Here is a 19,015-nt window from a genome sequence, read left to right as displayed (position 1 = left end):
GTCGTGAAACGTGTGCATCAGGGTCCTATCGGCGTTCCCGTAATCGCACTCGGTCAAACGGAGAAGTGTCAAAAAGTGGTGGATCCCCTGTTCGAGGATCCGCGGTGTCCGCGTCGGCGCGGGTGGGCCGAGCCGGGAATCGGCAGTCGACGGCACCGGAACGGTATCATCTCCAGGCGCCGGCCACCCCCCGTCGGCAATCACGCTGCGCCGCAACGGCGACGGCGTAGCGAGCGCCGGGTCGGCTACACTGCTGCAAGCAACTTCTCCCGAGTCCTGTAGCGCGGCTGGGGACCTCGTTCCGATCCCGGAAGGTCACCCATGCCCGCAGTCGCGCAGTCCGCGTCCTCCGCCCCTGCGGCGTCGCGGCAACTCGCCTTCGACAGCGAACTCACCATGCCGGAGACACCCCGGTCGATCCCCGAGTCCAACGATCGCCTGGTCCGCCACCTGTTCGACATCGGGCTGCAATTACATTCGGTCCGTGCGGTTTTCGATCGGGAACTCAGTACGCCCGAGGAGCTGCAGGCCGCCCGCGCCACGATGGTGGAGGTACTCGACGACCTCGACACCCTCATCCGCGATGCCGGGAACACCACGCTGGATCTGGCCCTCCAGCACGGCCCGGAGACACCCGCCGATCGGCCCCGGCGCCGGCGGCGGCGCTGACCTCACCCGTCGTGGGCGGGCCTCGACCACCGCACCCCGGTCCGCTGCTGCACCAGGTCGGTCCAGCCGTCGGCCAGCGACGCCAGCAGGAACCACGCGGAGTGAACGCGCTCGTCGCTCACGCTCTCGACGCTGCGCAGCAGGTGGGCGGCGCGGACCTGGGCGGCGGCCATGGCGTCGACGGCGGCGCCCAGCGATCCGGCGGACGGCCGGGAGACGGTGTGCGTGGCCACCCAGCCGTCGATGCGTGCCACGAGTTCGCCACGGCGGCGGTCGATCTCGGCCGTGTGCGGCGGATCGTCACGACGTTCCAGGTGCAGTTCGGCGAGGGCGCGAGCCCAGCGGGTGACCGGATGATCGCCGGGCTGATCGCCGATGTGGCCGAGGAACGCGGCCAGGAGCTCGTGCCAGTCGGGTAGCAGCGGGGCGGGCCCGTCGGACCACCGGCGGTCGGCGCTCGTGCGCCGGTCGGGGCGATGCGCGACCGCGGTCCCGGCGGACGGCCTGTCGACACCGTCCCGTTGTGGGGCGTACATCGCCGTGTACCTCCATACAGCGAACGAGGGCGCACCCAGCGCCGCCCGCGAGCGCCGGACCGCGAGCCCGGCGCGGCAAGGGCGGACCGCGCCGGATCCGGCGCGCCGCAATCTGCGAAGGGGACATCTCCTGCGGCGCCGGGTGCACTGTCCAGCATGCGTGATTCCCCCGGCCCTCCCACTGCCCTTTCGGTGGCCCTGCGGTGACCATCGGGCGAGCGGCGCGCGGTTGCGCGGCACGGTTCACCACGGTATATCTCAAGCGTTCAGCTTTCGGACATCCGGCGCCGGGTGCCCCGAAACCTTTGGTGCGCAGGCGGTCACCACGGTGTTGTTCCGATTTGTCGAGTGGTATCCCACGGCTCCGACCCGCGCATGCTCGCAGGTCGGGGATTGCGCATCGCCTGGCTGCCCCGCCGGAGCGGGGCTACGCTACGAAAGACTCGTGACGATCGGTGAAGGGTGTTTATCGGCGTGACTTGGTCTTTCACTCCGGACGAGTTCGCCCACATCTGGCGCGAGACCGACCTGGACCGCCACCCGTTCCCGCTGCGCATCCTCGAGACGCCGCGCACCGAGGACGAGGCGGTGGCGCTGCGCCGCACCCTGGAATCCCGCCTGCCGTTGCGCTCGGACCCCGATCTGTCGGCCTGCCTGCGCATCCTGGCCCGGCCCCAGACCCGCGTCGTGGCCATCGGCGGCCGCCACACGCCGGGCAGCGAGATCCGCGTCCTGGGCGCGGCCGTCTACGACCACGCCGTCCTCGCGGTACAGGATCCGGGCGGCTCCCGGGACTTCGGCGGCCGCGTGCACATCTCGATCGGCCATCGCGCCAAACTCGGCGCCCGCATCGCCGCGCTACTACCGGAGGCGCCGGCCGGCCGGGAGCCCGCCCGGACGGCGCCCACCGAGGCGGTGCGCGACGAGGAGACCGTGGTCTCGACGCAGCCGCTGGCCCCGCGCATCCGGCGGCTGCTGCTGCGGCCGCACACCGCCGAGGGGCATATCCGCATCGAACCCAGCCTGGATCGCGAGAACCCGCCGGCGCCGGTGTATTACACCTGGATCGATGTGGCCGACGACGGCCGCTACCTGATCCGCGCGGGCAACGAGGTACACGTGACGCCCGCATCGATCCAGCAGATCGCCACCCATCTCCAGAAGCGTATGGCACGGTGAGAGGCCACATGTGCTGACCGGGAACCATCGAACCGATTAGGCTGAGTCACTACCGACCGATCCGGAGGGGGTGCGCATGACGATCGAAGCGAACCGGACCGACATCACCGGATTCCTCCAGGCGGCGCAGAGCGGCACCGTTCGATTCGATCCGGCTGCGGCGCGGCGTTGCGCCGAACTCTACGACCAACAGATCGAGCGCCTGCGCTACCTGCAACAACGTCTGGAGTCGGTCTCGGAGCTGCACGGCTTCGGCGGCTTCTTCTCCGCCGAGCAGTTGCAGGCCGGCTTCTCCCGCAAGGCCCGCGACGCCGCGGCACTCCTGGACCGGTACATCGCCGCGTCCTACCGGATGCAGGAAGGGCTGCTGACCAGCGCCGGACTGTACGACGAAGCCGATGCCGCGCACGCCGCCGCGCTGCGCGCGATCTCGCCGAGGCAGGTGCGATGACGACGGAGTTCCGGTACGGCCCCCAGCCGCCGCGCCACACCGACCCGGACTACATCAGCGCGATGGAGCATTTCGAGTCCATCCCGCACGAGCGCATCCACGCGGGCACCGAGAAGATCGACGCGGGCGAGATCCTGCTGGCGTCGCAGGTGTGGCTGGAGGCCGCCGGTACCCTTGCCACCGCAATGCCCTTGACCAGGGGAAATCTCGAAATCGCCATGAACGGCGCCCGATGGGAGGGCGCGGCCGCCGACGCCGCCGAGGCGGCCACCCGCGGCATCGCCGACTCGTTCGAGGAGCTGGCTGCGGTCATGGGCGAGGTGGGCGCGCGGCTGGGTGCGCTGGCCGCGGCGGCCGAGGCGGTCAAGCTGGCCGTGGTGCCGCCCGGCGACTCCGGCCCGATCGGCGCGCTGGCCCGGATTCTGGAGGCCGCGCACGTCGTGGACGCGCAGCTGGCCCAGGAGGCGCTTCGTCAGGAGGCGCTGCTGGCGATGAACATGATCTACAAGCCCGGATACACGGCGGCGGGTACCGCCATACCCGCGCTGCCCGAACCGCCGGGGCTTCCGGGCGTCGCGCCCGAAGCGCCCTATGCGACGAATCCGCCTGCCCCGCAGGCCGTCCCGCCGAACAACTCGACGCCGCGTCAGGACCGCCCGGCACCGCGGCCACCGGCTCCCGAGCAGCCGCGCCCCGAGGCGCCCGCGCAGCCGCAGACACCCAGCCAGCCGACGCCCGCGCCGCAGCCGTCCGCGCCCTCGACACCCGCGCCCCAAGCTCCTCCGACGACTCCCCCACCGTCACCGGAACACACGCCTTCCCCGCAAGCCCCTGCTCCACAACCCCCTACGACGACCAGCCCGGCTCCCCCGCCGCCTTCGCCCGCGCCGCCGCCTCCCGCACCGCCCTCGCCCGCGCCGCCACCCCCGGCTCCCGCGCCCGCGGAGCCCGGCCCGCCGCTGTCCGATCAGGAGGGTCAGCCGGGCATCACCGGTCCCATTCCCGAAACCTCCACTCCCACAACGCCCGACCAGCCCGGCGTCAGCCCGCCCCGTCGCTGACGCCCGCTAGACCTTGACGAGGTCGTCGGCGTGAATGACGGCGCGCTGCATGCCATCCGGGAGTTCGGTGGTAGAGCGGCCCATCATGGTCTGGAGTTCGGTGCTGTCGTATTCGACGACGCCGCGGGCGACGATGCGGCCGTCGGGGGCGATCAGGTCCACGACATCACCGCCGTGGAAGCGACCGCGCACACCGGTGATGCCGGCAGCCAGCAGCGAGTGACGGCGATGGGCGACGGCCTGGACCGCGCCCTCGTCGAGTAGGACGGCGCCGCGGCTGTCGGCGGCGTGCCGGACCCAGAACTTACGGGCGGACAAGCGAACCGGGCGCGCGGCGAAGGCGGTGCCGACGCGCGCGCCGGTGAGGGCGGACGCCGCATCGGTGGCGGCGGCGAGCAGCACCGGCACCCCGGCGTCGGCGGCCAGCCGCGCGGCCGACAGTTTCGAGGCCATCCCGCCGGTGCCCAGCGCGCCCCCACTGCCCGCGATCACGCCGTCGAGGTCGGCGCTGCTGCGCACCTCCGGCACGAAATTGGCCGCGCCCTTGCGCGGGTCGCCGTCGTAGAGGCCGTCCACGTCCGACAACAACACCAGGGCATCCGCGCCGACCAGATGCGCCACCAGCGCCGCCAGGCGGTCGTTGTCGCCGAAGCGGATCTCCTCGGTGGCGATGGTGTCGTTCTCGTTGACCACGGCGATCGCGTGCAGCGACCGCAGCCGGTCCAGGGTGCGCTGGGCATTGCGATGGTGTTCGCGGCGGGAGAAGTCACCGGCGGTCAGCAGCACCTGGCCGACGGTGCGGTCGTAGCGCGCGAACGACGTGCCCCACGCGTGTGCCAGCGCCAGCTGACCGACGCTGGCCGCCGCCTGTTTGCTCGCCAGATCCCTTGGGCGCGAGGACAATTTGAGCGGAGCGATGCCCGCGCCGATGGCCCCGGAGGACACCACGACGACGTCCGATCCGGCGCGCATCCGGGCCTCGACGGCATCGGCGAGCTTGTCCAGCCGCGCCGTATCGAGCCCGCCCTCGAGGCTGGTGAGCGCCGAGGATCCGATCTTCACGACCACGCTGCGCGCCGTCGCGATCGCCTGCCGCGCCTCGCTCAGTTCCCGGTCCGAATCAACCTGCGTCATAACAGAACTCACTCCCGCAGGCGGTCACTGCTGGTCCTCGTCCTCCGAAACCAGGCCGCGGCGGACCCGGGAGGCGTGCTTGCGTTCGGCGGCGGAGATGCGCTCCGACTGGTCCAGGCGGGGGTCGGTACCGCGCCCGGTCATCACCAGGTCGACGCCCGCGGAAATCTGTGGCTCCCACTCGAAGCTGATATCGCCGATGGTGACGGGCGCGCCGGGCACCGCGCCCAGCCGCGCCAGTTGCTCCTCGACGCCGAGGCGGGCCAGGCGGTCGGCCAGGTAGCCCACGGCCTCGTCGTTGTCGAACTGCGTCTGGCGCACCCAGCGCTCGGGACGCTCGCCGCGGACGATGAACCCGCCCTCGACCTCGGGATCGACGGTGACCGTGAATCCGCTCTCGCCCTTGACGACCGGGCGGATCACCGGACGCTTCGGCGCGGCCTTCGGATGCGCCTCGCGATACCGGCGGACCTGATCGGCGAGGGCGAAGGTCAACGGCCGCAAGCCTTCCCGGCTCACAGCGGAGATCGTGAAGACCGGCCAGCCGCGTTCGGCGAATTCCGGCAGCACCAGCTCGGCCAGATCGGCGGCGTCGGGGATGTCGGCCTTGTTCAGGATGACCACGCGCGGGCGGTCGGCCAGATCGCCGAGCCCGGCATCGGCCTGCAACGCCGGCTTGTAGGCCGCCAGCTCCGCCTCCAGCGCGTCCACATCGGAGATCGGGTCGCGGCCGGGTTCCATCGTCGCGCAGTCCACGACGTGCGCCAGCACCGCGCACCGCTCGAGGTGGCGCAGGAAGTCCAGCCCGAGGCCGCGGCCCTCGCTCGCGCCGGGGATCAGGCCGGGCACGTCGGCGATGGTGAAGGTGGTGTCGCCGCTGGACACCACGCCCAGATTCGGCACCAGGGTGGTGAACGGGTAGTCGGCGATCTTGGGCTTCGCGGCCGACAGCACGGATACCAGCGACGACTTCCCGGCCGACGGGAAGCCGACCAGCCCGACATCGGCGACCGACTTCAGCTCGAGGACGAGATCGCGTTCCTCGCCCTCCTCGCCGAGCAGCGCGAAACCGGGGGCCTTGCGCGCCCGCGACACCAGCGCGGCATTGCCCAGTCCGCCGCGACCGCCGCGGGCGGCCACGAACCGGGTGCCGGCACCGACCAGGTCGGCCAGCACCTCACCGTCGGGGCCGAGGACGACGGTGCCGTCCGGCACCTTGAGCAGCAACTCGCCGCCCTGTTTGCCGTCCCGGTTACCGCCCTCGCCGGGTTTGCCGCTGCCGGCCTTGGCATGCGGATGGAAGTGGAAGTCCAGCAGCGTGTGCACATTGGGGTCGACCTCGAGGATCACATCCCCGCCGTTGCCGCCGTTACCCCCGTCCGGGCCACCCAGCGGCTTGAACTTCTCCCGATGCACAGAGGCGCACCCGTGCCCGCCCTTCCCGGCGCGAACGTGCAGCACGACGCGATCGATGAACTTGGACATCTTTTGATCATCCTCTGTGTTCGATGGCGGCGCCTCCGGCACCGCGTGTTCGCGGCCCCTGAGGCTCGGTTCTTCCCTCCTCCGCTCCTCCGCTTCGCTCCCCCGCTCCGTCAGTCCAGAACCGAGCCGGGCCGCGAACCTGGAGGTTCACCCAAACACGAAAACGAGCCAGGGTGTTCACCCTGGCCCGCTTCGAAGTGTGTGTTGCGAGCAGACGCGGGCTCAGGCCTGCGCCGGCTCCGGAACCACGATGTTGACGGTCTTGCGGCCACGCTTGGTGCCGAACTGGACCGCGCCCGCCTCGAGGGCGAACAGCGTGTCGTCGCCGCCGCGGCCGACGTTCACGCCCGGGTGGAAGTGGGTTCCGCGCTGACGGACCAGGATCTCGCCGGCCTTGACGGTCTGGCCGCCGAAACGCTTCACGCCGAGACGCTGGGCATTCGAGTCGCGACCGTTACGAGAGCTGGACGCACCCTTCTTATGTGCCATGGTTGTTGAACTCCTCGTACTGGGGTGGAGGCCCCGTTGTCGCTTACTTGATGCCGGTGACCTTCAGGACCGTCAGCTTCTGACGGTGGCCCTGACGCTTGTGGTAGCCGGTCTTGTTCTTGAACTTGTGGATGCGGATCTTCGGGCCCTTGGTCTGCTCGACGACCTCGGCGGACACCGACACCTTGGCCAGCTTGTCCGCATCGGTGGTCAGCTCGGAGCCGTTGACGACCAGCACCGGCGCCAGCGACACCGCAGCGCCCGGCTCACCCTCGATCTTCTCGACCTTCACCAGGTCACCGACCGCGACCTTGTACTGCTTTCCGCCGGTCTTGACGATCGCGTACGTTGCCATCGGTCGGCTACCCTCTTCCTCTACTAGTGCTCGGCACTTTGCTCACGCGGCAGCCTCGGTGTCGACACCGAAGACCGCCGGACGTCTGGTCTGGTAATCACGCTGCGTCAGCACCTGCGCTGCGAAGAGCGCCATGGCCGTCAGGCGACACAGCGCAATGCTGTCACCGAGCAGCGACTGTTCGAGATTACAGGACGGCCACCCGCGCAACCAAACCGGGGTGACGCGGATCCCGCCGGATACGACGCAGGCCCGCGCCCCGGAATCGGGATGCGGGCCTGCGCCGACGAGTCGTACCTCAGTTGGGCTGCTCCGGCGCGCCCGCGGCCCGTCCGGCCGACCGGCGGCGCGGGCGGCTGCGCGGCGTCACCTCCGCCGGCGGGATATCGGTGAAGTCGACGGCCGGGGTCTCCTGTTCCGTGCTGGACAGCACGAAGACCGCGTTGTCGTTGTCCCCGCTGGGCGCGGCGACCGTGCGCGCCACCCGGCGACGCCCGCGACGCGCGGGCTCGGCGGATCGGCCCGCGGCGTCCGGTGCGGCGGACGGGGCGTCTGCCTGCCCGGTGCTCACGGCAGGCCCGGAGGTCGCCGGAGTCGTGGACGCCTCGGCGGCAGCCTCGGTTCCGGCCGCATCGGCCTCGGCCGCGGCGCTCGTCGTACCGGAACTCGCACCGGAACTCGTGACGTCGGCACTCACTGCGTCGGTGCTCGCTACAGCACTCGCCACATCGGCACCCGCAACAGCACTCGCCACATCGCCGCCCGTAACAGCACTCGCCGCATCGCCGCCCGTAACAGCACTCGCCGCGTCGGCACCCGTCACCGCGTTCGCTGCGTCGGTGCTCGCCGCCGCAGCGCTCGCCACGTCGGCACTCGCCGCATCGACGCTCGGCGCATCGGTGCTCGGCGCATCGGCACTTGTCACGTCGGCCTCGGTGCCCGAGGTCACGACCGCATCGGTCGCTGCCTCGGCCGCATCGGTATCGGACGTGGCGGCCGAAACCTCGGACGCCGCACGCGATTCCGCGTGGGACCGCTCGGCGGCCACCGCGTCGGACCGGTCGGCGGCCGACCGGCTGCCGCGCCGGGCCCGGCGGCGGGTGCGTCCCGGCGTGGGCTCACGGTCCGAACCGCGGCCCGCCTCCGGCGACTCCGTCTCGTCGGTCGCGGCCTCGTGGGTCGCCACGTCGTCGGCGGTCTCCTCGGTCTGATGCGCGGCCATCGCCAGCGCGACCGGATGCGCCCGCTTGACGGCCGCGTCCTCCTCGGAGTGCGGCTCGGCCGGTGCGGTGCCGTTGGTGGCGGGCGCGGGGGCCGGAGCCTTGTCCTTGCGGCGGCGACGGCCCTCCCGGCGACCGCTGTTGTCCTCGGCGGCCGGGGTCTCGACGGGGTAGTTGTGCACGACGATGCCGCGGCCGTGGCAGTGCTCGCAGGTGGTGGAGAACGCCTCCACCAGGCCGGTGCCCAGCTTCTTGCGGGTCATCTGCACCAGGCCCAGCGAGGTCACCTCGGACACCTGATGGCGGGTGCGGTCCCGGCCGAGCGCCTCGGTCAGGCGGCGCAGCACCAGATCCCGGTTGGACTCGAGGACCATGTCGATGAAGTCGACGACGATCATGCCGCCGATATCGCGCAGCCGCATCTGCCGCACGATCTCCTCGGCCGCCTCCAGGTTGTTGCGGGTGACCGTCTCTTCCAGGTTGCTGCCGCCGGCGCCGGTGAACTTGCCGGTGTTGACGTCGATGACGGTCATCGCCTCGGTGCGGTCGATGACCAGGGTGCCGCCCGAGGGCAGCCACACCTTGCGGTCGAGCGCCTTGGCCAGCTGCTCGTCGATGCGGAAGCTGCCGAAGACGTCGACGTTGCCGCTGTCGTACCGCTCGACGCGGGCCAGCAGGTCCGGCGCCACCGTGCGGATGTAGTTCTCGACGGTGCTCCAGGACCGGTCGCCCTCGATGACCAGCTTCGAGAAGTCCTCGTTGAACAGGTCGCGGATGACCTTGACCAGGAGGTCGGGCTCCTCGTACAGCGTCTTCGGCGCGCCGGAGCCCTGCTTGGACTGGCCCTCGATGGTCTTCCAAGTGGCCTGGAGACGCTCGACGTCGCGAGCCAGTTCGGCCTCGCTGACGCCCTCGGACGCGGTGCGGATGATGACGCCGGCGTCCTGCGGGACGATATCGCGCAGGATCTCCTTGAGGCGCTTGCGCTCGGTATCGGGCAGCTTGCGGCTGATACCGGTGGAGCTGCCGCCCGGCACGTACACCAGGAAGCGGCCGGCCAGCGAGATCTGCGTGGTCAGCCGGGCGCCCTTGTGCCCGACCGGATCCTTGGAGACCTGCACCAGCACGGTGTCGCCGGGCTTGAGCGCCTGTTCGATCTTGCGCTCCTTACCGCCGAGCCCGGCGGCCTCCCAGTTCACCTCGCCGGCGTACAGCACGCCGTTGCGGCCGCGGCCGATGTCGACGAACGCCGCCTCCATGCTGGGCAGCACGTTCTGGACCTTGCCCAGGTACACGTTGCCGACCATGGACGCCTGGCCGCTGCTGGTGACGAAGTGCTCGACGAGGATGTTGTCCTCGAGGACCGCGACCTGCACGGTGGCGGCCGGATGTTCGGGGAAGGTCTTCTCGCGCACGACCATCACGCGGTCCACCGATTCGCGGCGGGCCAGGAATTCCGACTCGGTCAGGATCGGCGGGCGGCGGCGACCGGCCTCGCGCCCGTCGCGGCGGCGCTGCCGCTTGGCCTCGAGGCGGGTGGAGCCGCTGATGCCCTGCACCTCGTCGCCGCCACCGCGGCGCTTGTTGCGGGGCTCGCGCTCGTGCACGACGGTGTTCGGCGGATCGTCCTCGCTCGTCGGCTCGGACTCGCCGTCCTCGCCGGCCTTGCGGCGGCGACGGCGGCGCCGACGACGGCTGGAACCCTCCGGCACGGACGAGGCGTCCTCGCCGCCGTCCTCGCTCGACTCGGACTCCTCCGAGCCGGACTCGGCCGAATCGTTCTCGTCGTCGTCGGAATCGCCGTCGGAGTCGTTCTCGTGCTGTTCGCCCCGGCCGCGACCGCGACCACGACGGCCCCGGCGACGGCGGCGCGAGCGGCCACCGTCCTCGGAATCGTCGCGGGACGGGTCGTCGTCCCAGGCGCCCGACTCGCTGTCGGAGTCGTCGGCGGTGTCCTCGGCAGGCTTGTCGGCGGGCCGCTCCTCGGCGACGGGCTTGTCCTGCTTCTCCGCTTTGTCCGGCTTATCGGTCTTGTCCGGCCGGTCCGGCTGCTCGTCCTCGGGCTGCTGCTTCTCGGCCCGCAGCTTGCGACGCATCTCCTGGGCCGCGGTCGCATCCGGCGGCAGGAACAGCGGCGCGGCCACGACGGCGGCCGGCTCGAACGCCACCGGCTCGGGAGCGGGCGGTTCCGGCGGATGGAAGGGGCTGGTGAACAGGGACGTCCGCGGCGGCTGCGGGGGTTCCGCGACACCGGAGTCGTTCGACGACGCGGTCGCACGGCCCTGGCTCGCCATCGCGGCGACACGGCCTTCGGGCTCCGCGACCGCCCGGGGCTCGTCCGCCCGGTTACCCGCGGGCTCCGCCACCGCGGCGGCGGGCTCCGGCTGGTCGGCCGCGGTCTCCTCGGCCGGGACGAACGCGTCCCGGACCGATTCGGCGACCGTGCGGTCGAGGTTCGACTGCGGGCTGCGGGCCTCGGAGCCCAGTTCTGTCAGGTGGGCCAGAATGCGTTTGCTGGTTGTTCCCAGCAGTTTCGCCAGCGCATGGACCCGGATACGTTCGGGCAACTGCGCCGCCTCCCCTGCCCCGGCCGCCTCGTTCGAAGCGGGTTCACCATTACTTTGTGACGTTTCCTGCGGCTCTTGATCGGCCACGAAATCTCCTCGGGCCCCCGGGCGCGTCCCTCCCCTGGTGGGAGAGTGACGCGGCCGACGCGGGGACGCTGTCCGTTCGCCTCACGCCCCGGGGGGCGCGAGGTCCTATGGTCTCGCCCCGCGTGCCCCGTTATCACCTTGTCGTTCGTCGGCGGGCTAACTGGTCACGCGGCGCCTGGCTGTTGGCTTCGACACCGGAGTTCGAGCGCTCATCCAGCGTGCCGGCCGGACAGCCGAGTCTTGGTAACCGTCCGGGGGCAGCGATGATCGCGTCGAATCGCGGTGCCATCGGGTGTGGCCGCTGCCTGCCTCGAGCGGTGGGCGGCGATCACATCCAGTGCCAGTATCCCACACCGTGCGCCGGACATTCGCCATCGACGTACTCTCGCGGGGGTATGCGGCCCTCGCCGCACACGAAAAACTCCCGCGGCGCGAGCGCCCCGGGCACGATGTCCGGGCCGGACCTACTGGGTGAGTTCGGGGAACCAGAGCGCGATCTCGCGCTTGGCGGAGTCGGGCGAGTCGGATCCGTGGACGAGGTTGAACTGGGTCTCGAGACCAAAATCACCGCGGATGCTGCCCGGCACGGCCTTCTCGACCGGATCGGTGCCGCCGGCGATCTGACGGAACGCCGCAATGGCGCGGGGACCCTCGAGAACGGCCGCCACGACCGGACCGGAGGTGATGAACTCGATCAGCGACGCGTAGAACGGCTTCTCGGCGTGCTCGGCGTAGTGGGAGGCGGCCAAGTCCTCGGAGACCCGCTTCAGCTCCAGCGCCGCGATCTTCAGGCCCTTGCGCTCGATGCGGGTGATGACCTCACCGATCAGCCCCCGGCCAACGCCGTCGGGCTTGATGAGTACCAACGTCTGCTCAGTCACGGCGCCACTGTATCCGGCAGCCGGCCGGAGCGGGTCACCCGGATCCTCACATCCGCTGGCTGGGCAGCAGGCCGCGCTCCATCCGCTTCCGCACGTCCGAGCGCAGCAGCAGGATGAACGCCCAGACCGCGACGAAGACGACCCCGATGACCAGGATCGCGACGTGGATGAACCCGCCGAGCAGCAGCAGCGCCTGCAGGCCCAGGTTGTACGGGAGCGCCCAGGGCTTCCGCTGCAGTCCGGCCCCGGCGAACATCAGCACCGCCAACCCCACCAGGCAGGCGACCGACCACCAGCTCAGCCCGCTCCCGACGACGCCGACCACCGGCAGCGCCAGCAGGACGGTGATCGCCTCCAGCACGAGCGCGCCGGCCATGACGCCGCGCAGGCCCTTCCACGGATCGGTGGCCGGGGGCGGCACCGGCGGATCGTTCGCGGCAGCACCCGAACTCATACGGGATCCTTTCCGAACAGGGAGCGCGCGGCCCCCGCGGTCACGACCGACCCGGTGACCACGATCCCGGCGCCCGACACCGGTTCCCCGGAGTCGGCGGTCTCCTCGGCGATGGCGATCGCGGTCTCGACGGCGTCGGTGAGCGTGGCGGCGGTGACGACGCGTTCGTCGCCGAATCGCTGCACCGCCAGATTCGCCAGGTCGTCGGCGGCCAGCGCGCGCGGCGAGCCGTTGGTGGTCACCACGACCTCGTCGAGCACCGGTTCGAGCGCCTCCAGGATCCCCGCGGCGTCCTTGTCCGCCAGCACCGCGACCACGCCGACCAGCTTGCGGAAGTCGAACTCGTCCGTGAGCGTGTCGGCCAGCGCCCGCGCGCCCGCCGGATTGTGGGCGGCGTCGAGGAAGATGGTCGGCGCGTTGCGCACGCGTTCCATCCGCCCCGGGCTGATCGCGGCGGCGAATCCGGCGCGGATGGCCTCGACGTCCAGCTGCTTCTCCGCGCCCGCGCCGAAGAATGCCTCCACCGCCGCCAGCGCGAGCGTCGCGTTGTGCGCCTGGTGCTCGCCGTGCAGGGGCAGGAAGATCTCGTCGTAGACACCGCCCAGGCCCTGGATCTCCAGTACCTGCCCGCCGACGGCGACGCGCCGCGACAGCAGCCGGAACTCCGCGCCCGCGCGGGCGACGGCCGCGTCGGTCTCGACCGCGCGCCGCAGCAGCACGTCCATCGCCTGCGGATCCTGTTCGGCGAGAACGGCGACCGTCTCGCGCGGGACCAGCGGATCCTCGTGCGCCTTCTTGATGATCCCGGCCTTCTCCCCCGCGATCGAGGTGAGGTCGGGGCCCAGGTATTCGGTGTGGTCCAGCCCGATCGGAGTGACCACGGCGACCTGGCCGTCGATCACATTGGTGGCGTCCCAGGTGCCGCCCATTCCGGTCTCGACCACGGCCACGTCGACCGGCGCCTCGGCGAAGGCGGCATACGCCATGGCGACGAGCACCTCGAACTTGCTCATCCGGGGCCCTCCGGCGGCCTCCGACTGCTGGTCGATCATCTCGATATAGGGCTGTAGTTCGCGGTACAGCTCGACGTACCGGCCGGGACCGATCGGCTCGTTGTCGACGGCGATGCGCTCGGTGGCCAGTTGCAGATGCGGGCTGGTGAACCGCCCGGTGCGCCGGTGCAGGGCCGTCAGCAGGGCGTCGATCATGCGCGTGACCGAGGTCTTGCCATTGGTCCCGGCGATCTGGATCGCGGGGTAGGCGCGCTGCGGCGAACCCAGCAGATCCATCAGCGCCGCGATGCGGGCCAGCGACGGTTCGATCTTGGTCTCGCCCCAGCGCTGATCGAGTTCGGCCTCGACCAGCGCCATCTCCGCGAGGTCGACGGGGGACGGGCCCGAGTGCAGGCGTTCGGCCCCGCCGCGTTGCCGCTCCGGTTCCTCGTTCACTCCGCTCCCCTCCGTCGTCACTTCTCGCCCGACTTGGCGATCTCGGCGAGCCGGGCTCCGATGCGTGCCACCTCCGACTCTGCCACCTCCCGGCGGGTGCGGATATCGGTCACCACCTTCTCGGGCGCCTTGGACAGGAAGGCCTCGTTGCCCAGCTTGGCGGTGGTGCCCGCCAGTTCCTTCTGCGCGACGGCCAGATCCTTCTCCAGCCGGCGGCGCTCGGCGTCCAGGTCGACCGTGCCGGAGGTGTCGAGTTCGACGGTGACGGTGGCGCCGGACAGCCGCACCTCGACCGACGCGGTCGCCGCGAAGCCGTCGCCGGGCTCGGTGAGCCGGGCCAGCGACGCGATCTCGGCGCGCTGGCCGGTGAGGTCGGCGGTGTCGAGGCCGATCAGCTTCGCGGCCACCTTCTGCTTGTCGGTGAGACCTTGGTCACTGCGGAAGCGGCGGACCTCGGTGATGAGCTTCTGGGCATCCGCGATGCGCCGGGCCGCGACCGGATCCGCCGCGACGCCGGTGGCCCGCGGCCACTCCGCGACCACGATCGACTCGCCGCCGGTCAGGGCCAGCCACAGCGTCTCGGTGACGAACGGGATCACCGGGTGCAGCATGCGCAGCAGTGCGTCCAGCGCGGTGCCGAGGACCACGCGGGTACTGGCCGCCCGCTCCTCCGACTCGGCGAACTGCACCTTCGCCAACTCCAGGTACCAGTCGCACAGCTCGTCCCACGCGAAGTGGTACAGCGCCTCGCACGCCTTCCCGAACTCGTACCGGTCGAAGGCCGAATCCACCTCCCCCCGAACCTCGTCCAGCCTGTCGAGGATCCACCGGTCGGCATCGGTAAGAACATCCCGATCCAATCCCGTCTCGCCGACCGGGCCAGCCCCCTCCCCGGCATGCCCCGCCCCTGTTTCCCCGGCACGCCCCGCCCCTGTTTCCCCGGCACGCTTTTGGCCGGGGACCGCCCCGTTCATCAACGCGAATTTCGTCGCGTTGAACAGCTTGGTGATGAAGTTGCGGGAGGCCTGCACGTGCTGGGGCCCCACCGACAGGTCGCTGCCGGGCTGCGCGCCGCGGGCGAGGGTGAAGCGGGTGGCGTCGGCGCCGAACTCCTCGATCCAGTCCAGCGGATCGATGCCGATACCCTTGGACTTGGAGTACTTGCGGCCCTGCTCGTCGCGAATCAGGCCGTGCAGGAACACATCCCGGAAGGGAACCTGCACCGCCCCCTGCTCCTTGCCGGCCGTGATCGCCGGGTCGTCGGCGACGAACATGCCGAACATCATCATCCGCGCCACCCAGAAGAACAGGATGTCGTAGCCGGTGACGAGCACGCTGGTGGGATAGAACTTGGCCAGTTCGGGCGTGGCGTCCGGCCAGCCCATGGTCGAGAACGGCCACAGGCCCGAGGAGAACCAGGTGTCGAGCACGTCGGGGTCCTGCACGTAGCCCTCGGGGGCCTGCTCGTCCGGGCCGACGCAGACGATCTCGCCCTCGGGCCCGTACCAGATCGGGATGCGGTGGCCCCACCACAGCTGCCGGGAGATGCACCAGTCGTGCATGTCGTCGACCCACGCGAACCAGCGCGGTTCCTGGCTGGCGGGGTGAATCACGGTGTCGCCGTGACGAACCGCGTCCCCGGCGGCCTTGGCCAGCGATTCGACCTTCACCCACCACTGCATCGACAGCCGCGGCTCGATCGGCTCGCCGCTGCGCTCGGAGTGGCCGACGCTGTGCTCGTACGGGCGCTTCTCCGCGACGACGCGGCCCTCGCGGGCCAGCCGCTCGCGCACCTTGACGCGCGCCTCGAACCGGTCCATCCCGTCGAATTCGGTTCCGGTGTCGGCGATTCGGCCGGTCTCGTCCATGATCGTCGGCATCGGCAGGTTGTGCCGCAGGCCGATCTCGAAGTCGTTCGGATCGTGCGCCGGGGTGATCTTGACTGCGCCGGAACCGAATTCGGGATCGACGTAGTCGTCCGCGACGATCGGGATCTGCTTCCCGGTGATCGGGTGATAGAGGGTGGTGCCGATGAGCGCCTGGTACCGCTCGTCCTCGGGGTGCACGGCCACCGCGGTATCGCCGAGCATCGTTTCCACACGGGTCGTGGCGACGATCACGTGCGGCTCGTCGTCGTTCAAGGAGCCGTAGCGCAGCGAGACCAGCTCGCCCTGGACATCCTTGTAGTTGACCTCGATATCGGAGATGGCGGTGCGCAGCTCCGGCGACCAGTTCACCAGCCGCTCGGCGCGGTAGATGAGGCCCGCGTCGAACAGCCGCTTGAAGATGGTCTGCACGGCGCGCGAGAGGCCGTCGTCCATGGTGAAGCGGTCGCGGCTCCAGTCGATGCCGTCGCCGAGGCGGCGCATCTGGCCCTGGATGCTGCCGCCGGATTCGCGCTTCCAGTCCCAGACCTTGTCGATGAACAGCTCGCGGCCGAAGTCCTCCTTGGACTTGCCGTCGACGGCCAGCCGCTTCTCGACGATGGTCTGGGTGGCGATGCCGGCGTGGTCCATACCGGGCAGCCACAGCACCTCGTAGCCCTGCATGCGCTTGCGGCGGGTGAGGGTGTCCATGAGGGTGTGGTCGAAGGCGTGGCCCATGTGCAGGTTGCCGGTGACGTTCGGCGGGGGCAGCACGATCGAGTAGGGCGGCCGGTCGCTGGTGGCGTCGGCGGTGAAGTACCCAGCCGCTACCCAGCGCTCGTACAGCTCGGCCTCTACCTCGCCGGGGTTCCAGCTTTTGGGGAGGGCATCGGCACGATTACGTGAGTTCTCAGAGGCTGCGCTGGTCACCGTGCGATTCTAAGGATCGGGCGGAAATACGCGAAGGGCGGGGTTTTCGGCGGATGAGGGACACCGAAAACCCCGCCCTCGATAATCAGCCTACCGCCGATTCCGACCTGGTCACGCGATCCATATACAATTCTCAGGTTCTGCCCGAATCCGTTGCGTTGGTGCAGGATTGCCCTCAGCCCGATCTCAGGAACCGGGACGTCCGGCACCTCGTCCATGACACCGGGCGAGACCCGCCATTTGCCGGAATGGCACCCTTTTTGCCAATTCTGCATGGCAGGCCTCCGCCTGGCGAAAGCACGACACAGCTGACCGATGCTCCGGAACGGCCCGGCGAGTGGTCCAGGACACAACCCGGTTGCTCGGCCCGACGTGCCCAGGACAGGACCCGGCGGGTGCCGCTGAAGATCCCCTGGCATCTTCGGCACGCATCCCGGATGCATGGCTCCGAGTCCCCGAGCGGGAGACGTAGCGGCGATCTCGGGGCGCAAATCAGGGTATTCCCTGTTGCCGAACGGGTTTCGGGCCGGGATTCTGGAGTGGGTGAACCCCCCGTTCGAATCCGGCAGTTCGCCGTCGCCCGAAGCCCCTGTCGTCACACCCGCCGCGGTCCTCGATCTGCGGGGGCGCACGGTCGGCGAATTGCGTTATCCGGCAACGGCGGCGGTGGTCTTCACCGGGGTGCCGGGGGCGGGCAAGAGCACCGCGCTGCGGCGGTTGTTCGGCAGCGTCGGCGAGAGCGTGACGACGGTCGAACGGGCGGGGGCGACGCTGGTGGACTCCCAGCAATCGCGCAACTGGTGGCGGCTGCGGCTGGGCCGCCTGCCGTACACCCTGTGGCTGCCGCTCGTGCACCTCACGCACTACCTCCGCATCCGGCGCGCCCTGCACCGGTCCGTGCGCCCGGTGGTCGTCCACGACTGCGGCACCCGGCGCTGGGTCCGGTGGCTGATCGCGACCTGGGCGGCCCAGGCCGGCCGCGAGGTACACCTCGTCATGATCGACGTCTCCCCCGACGCCGCGCGAGCCGGCCAGGACGCACGCGGACGCCACGTCCACCGCCTCAGCTCCGCCCTACACCACACCCGCTGGCGCCGCCTCGTCGAACAGGCGACCACCGGAACCGCGCCACGCCCTACCCCCGCCTCCACAGTCGTCCTGGACCGCGCGACGGTATCCAGCCTGCGAGCGATCACGTTCACCACCTGACCTCCCACCGCCGCAGGACGCACCGCGGACCACGCTACGAGACTCGTCGTGTTGCCTCAGGGGACAAGGACGGGCTGGGCCGCGGGGAGGGCGCGGAATACCGCGGGGAGGGCGCCCGCCGGGTCGCCGTCGGCGGTGACCGGGGCATTGGGGGCGGTCAAAGTGATTGTGGGCGCGCGGTATTGGGAGAGGGCCGGGTGGTCGACGCGCTTGCCCGCCGACAAGGCGGGTAGCAGGCGCACCATCTCGAGGCGGGACATCGCGCCGACCACGGTCAGGTCCAGCATGCCGTCGTCGACCCGCGCGTCGGGGCAGATCAGCATGCCGCCGCCGTAGGTACGGGTATTGCCGACGGCCACCATGACGGCCTCGGTCTCGACCACGGTATCGGCTTCACCCGGCACACCGGACAACTCGATGCGGTACGGCACGGCCAGCCCGCCGGTGAGTTCGGCGAGCGCGGCGAAGGTGTAGCGCAGCGACCCCTTGGGCCGCCGCATCCGATTGGCGCGCAACGTCACCCGAGCATCGAATCCGGTACCCGTGACGGTCGCGAAGCGCAGCGGACCACCGTATTCGCTTGTCACCGTGCCGGATTCGACCTGCCCGAGATCGATGGCCCGGATGCCGCCGCCCAGGACGACATCGACGGCCGACTGCACGTCATCGTCGGGTATACGGAGTTCGCGGGCGAGATCGTTCCCCGTCCCGCCGGGCACCAACCCCAGCGGCACACCGGTGTTCGCGATCGCTTGCAGCGTGAGGCACACCAGGCCGTCGCCGCCCGCACACACCACGGCGTCCGGACGCTCTCCGGGATCGCGCACCGCGTCACGCACGAGCCGCGCCGACTCCGCCGCGGTAGCGCCCCGCACCTCGGCGACCTCGACCCCGCGCTCGACGAACCGCGCCCGGGCCGCCGACGCCGCCACCAGCCCCCGGCCCTGCCCGGACAGCGGATTGGTCACCAGAAGCACCGACCGGATATCGCTCAC

16 protein-coding genes are annotated in these 19,015 nt (G+C 70.7%); 5 read left to right on the top strand and 11 right to left on the bottom strand.

Features of this window, described 5'->3' with window-relative positions:
- The first annotated feature begins 321 nt into the window (after positions 1 to 321).
- Positions 322 to 669, top strand: coding sequence for a hypothetical protein (locus ON41_RS10020; RefSeq protein ID WP_040747098.1), 348 nt, complete (start codon positions 322 to 324; stop codon positions 667 to 669).
- Positions 670 to 671: 2 nt separating this feature from the next.
- On the opposite strand, the gene ON41_RS10015 is transcribed toward ON41_RS10020, so the two are convergent.
- Positions 672 to 1,205, bottom strand: coding sequence for a hypothetical protein (locus ON41_RS10015; RefSeq protein WP_246461711.1), 534 nt, complete (start codon positions 1,203 to 1,205; stop codon positions 672 to 674).
- 474 nt (positions 1,206 to 1,679) lie between these two features.
- Here ON41_RS10015 and ON41_RS10010 point away from each other — a divergent pair, with 474 nt between their 5' ends.
- From ON41_RS10010 to ON41_RS10000, 3 genes are all read left to right on the top strand, one after another.
- Entirely contained in the window at positions 1,680 to 2,384 is a 705-nt protein-coding gene (locus tag ON41_RS10010; protein ID WP_040747096.1) for an ESX secretion-associated protein EspG, read from the top strand.
- 76 nt (positions 2,385 to 2,460) lie between these two features.
- Positions 2,461 to 2,835: a hypothetical protein gene (locus tag ON41_RS10005; protein ID WP_040747095.1), complete on the top strand. Its 375-nt coding sequence runs from the start codon at positions 2,461 to 2,463 to the stop codon at positions 2,833 to 2,835.
- A complete protein-coding gene (locus tag ON41_RS10000) occupies positions 2,832 to 3,896 on the top strand; it encodes a hypothetical protein (RefSeq protein ID WP_051161186.1) in 1,065 nt (354 codons plus the stop codon). The genes ON41_RS10005 and ON41_RS10000 overlap by 4 nt, the downstream gene beginning before the upstream one ends.
- A gap of 6 nt (positions 3,897 to 3,902) precedes the next feature.
- Here ON41_RS10000 and proB read toward each other — a convergent pair whose 3' ends face one another.
- The 9 genes from proB to ON41_RS09955 form a co-directional block, all read right to left on the bottom strand.
- A complete protein-coding gene (gene proB / locus ON41_RS09995) occupies positions 3,903 to 5,030 on the bottom strand; it encodes a glutamate 5-kinase (protein WP_373281331.1) in 1,128 nt (375 codons plus the stop codon).
- Positions 5,031 to 5,054: 24 nt separating this feature from the next.
- The gene (gene obgE, locus ON41_RS09990; protein WP_040747093.1) at positions 5,055 to 6,515 is read right to left on the bottom strand and encodes a GTPase ObgE; all 1,461 of its coding nucleotides are present in this window, start codon (positions 6,513 to 6,515) and stop codon (positions 5,055 to 5,057) included.
- A 222-nt stretch (positions 6,516 to 6,737) separates the two neighbouring features.
- Positions 6,738 to 7,004, bottom strand: coding sequence for a 50S ribosomal protein L27 (gene rpmA / locus ON41_RS09985; RefSeq protein ID WP_040747091.1), 267 nt, complete (start codon positions 7,002 to 7,004; stop codon positions 6,738 to 6,740).
- A gap of 43 nt (positions 7,005 to 7,047) precedes the next feature.
- Positions 7,048 to 7,359 carry a 50S ribosomal protein L21 gene (rplU, locus tag ON41_RS09980; RefSeq protein ID WP_040747090.1) on the bottom strand — a complete coding sequence of 104 codons (312 nt, stop codon included), beginning with the start codon at positions 7,357 to 7,359 and terminating at the stop codon, positions 7,048 to 7,050.
- A 298-nt stretch (positions 7,360 to 7,657) separates the two neighbouring features.
- Positions 7,658 to 11,146 carry a translation initiation factor IF-2 N-terminal domain-containing protein gene (locus tag ON41_RS09975; RefSeq protein ID WP_051161185.1) on the bottom strand — a complete coding sequence of 1,163 codons (3,489 nt, stop codon included), beginning with the start codon at positions 11,144 to 11,146 and terminating at the stop codon, positions 7,658 to 7,660.
- Positions 11,147 to 11,697: 551 nt separating this feature from the next.
- Positions 11,698 to 12,114, bottom strand: a complete 417-nt coding sequence (gene ndk, locus ON41_RS09970) for a nucleoside-diphosphate kinase (protein WP_040747089.1) — start codon at positions 12,112 to 12,114, stop codon at positions 11,698 to 11,700.
- Between the two features lie 46 nt (positions 12,115 to 12,160).
- The gene (locus ON41_RS09965; protein WP_040747087.1) at positions 12,161 to 12,568 is read right to left on the bottom strand and encodes a DUF4233 domain-containing protein; all 408 of its coding nucleotides are present in this window, start codon (positions 12,566 to 12,568) and stop codon (positions 12,161 to 12,163) included.
- Positions 12,565 to 14,016, bottom strand: coding sequence for a bifunctional tetrahydrofolate synthase/dihydrofolate synthase (folC, locus tag ON41_RS09960; protein ID WP_420832141.1), 1,452 nt, complete (start codon positions 14,014 to 14,016; stop codon positions 12,565 to 12,567). The genes ON41_RS09965 and folC overlap by 4 nt, the downstream gene beginning before the upstream one ends.
- A gap of 17 nt (positions 14,017 to 14,033) precedes the next feature.
- Entirely contained in the window at positions 14,034 to 16,811 is a 2,778-nt protein-coding gene (locus ON41_RS09955) for a valine--tRNA ligase (RefSeq protein ID WP_040747086.1), read from the bottom strand.
- A gap of 543 nt (positions 16,812 to 17,354) precedes the next feature.
- On the opposite strand from ON41_RS09955, the gene ON41_RS09950 reads away from it, so the two are divergent.
- Entirely contained in the window at positions 17,355 to 18,020 is a 666-nt protein-coding gene (locus ON41_RS09950) for an AAA family ATPase (RefSeq protein WP_246829492.1), read from the top strand.
- A gap of 56 nt (positions 18,021 to 18,076) precedes the next feature.
- On the opposite strand, the gene ON41_RS09945 is transcribed toward ON41_RS09950, so the two are convergent.
- A complete protein-coding gene (locus tag ON41_RS09945; RefSeq protein WP_040747085.1) occupies positions 18,077 to 19,015 on the bottom strand; it encodes a YegS/Rv2252/BmrU family lipid kinase in 939 nt (312 codons plus the stop codon).

Origin of the sequence: Nocardia transvalensis NBRC 15921, from assembly GCF_000308875.1 — a bacterium.
GTDB lineage: Bacteria > Actinomycetota > Actinomycetes > Mycobacteriales > Mycobacteriaceae > Nocardia > Nocardia transvalensis.
The sequence above is the reverse complement of the archived record's forward strand: the minus strand, read 5'-3'. Positions and strand labels throughout refer to the sequence as shown.

What these genes read in the sequence shown, in the direction of transcription:
- ON41_RS10020 (WP_040747098.1), top strand. Translation starts at nt 322, where the DNA reads ATGCCCGCAGTCGCGCAGTCCGCGTCCTCCGCCCCTGCGGCGTCGCGG.
- ON41_RS10015 (WP_246461711.1), bottom strand. Translation starts at nt 1,205, where the DNA reads ATGTACGCCCCACAACGGGACGGTGTCGACAGGCCGTCCGCCGGGACC.
- ON41_RS10005 (WP_040747095.1), top strand. Translation starts at nt 2,461, where the DNA reads ATGACGATCGAAGCGAACCGGACCGACATCACCGGATTCCTCCAGGCG.
- ON41_RS10000 (WP_051161186.1), top strand. Translation starts at nt 2,832, where the DNA reads ATGACGACGGAGTTCCGGTACGGCCCCCAGCCGCCGCGCCACACCGAC.
- proB (WP_373281331.1), bottom strand. Translation starts at nt 5,030, where the DNA reads ATGACGCAGGTTGATTCGGACCGGGAACTGAGCGAGGCGCGGCAGGCG.
- obgE (WP_040747093.1), bottom strand. Translation starts at nt 6,515, where the DNA reads ATGTCCAAGTTCATCGATCGCGTCGTGCTGCACGTTCGCGCCGGGAAG.
- rpmA (WP_040747091.1), bottom strand. Translation starts at nt 7,004, where the DNA reads ATGGCACATAAGAAGGGTGCGTCCAGCTCTCGTAACGGTCGCGACTCG.
- rplU (WP_040747090.1), bottom strand. Translation starts at nt 7,359, where the DNA reads ATGGCAACGTACGCGATCGTCAAGACCGGCGGAAAGCAGTACAAGGTC.
- ON41_RS09965 (WP_040747087.1), bottom strand. Translation starts at nt 12,568, where the DNA reads ATGAGTTCGGGTGCTGCCGCGAACGATCCGCCGGTGCCGCCCCCGGCC.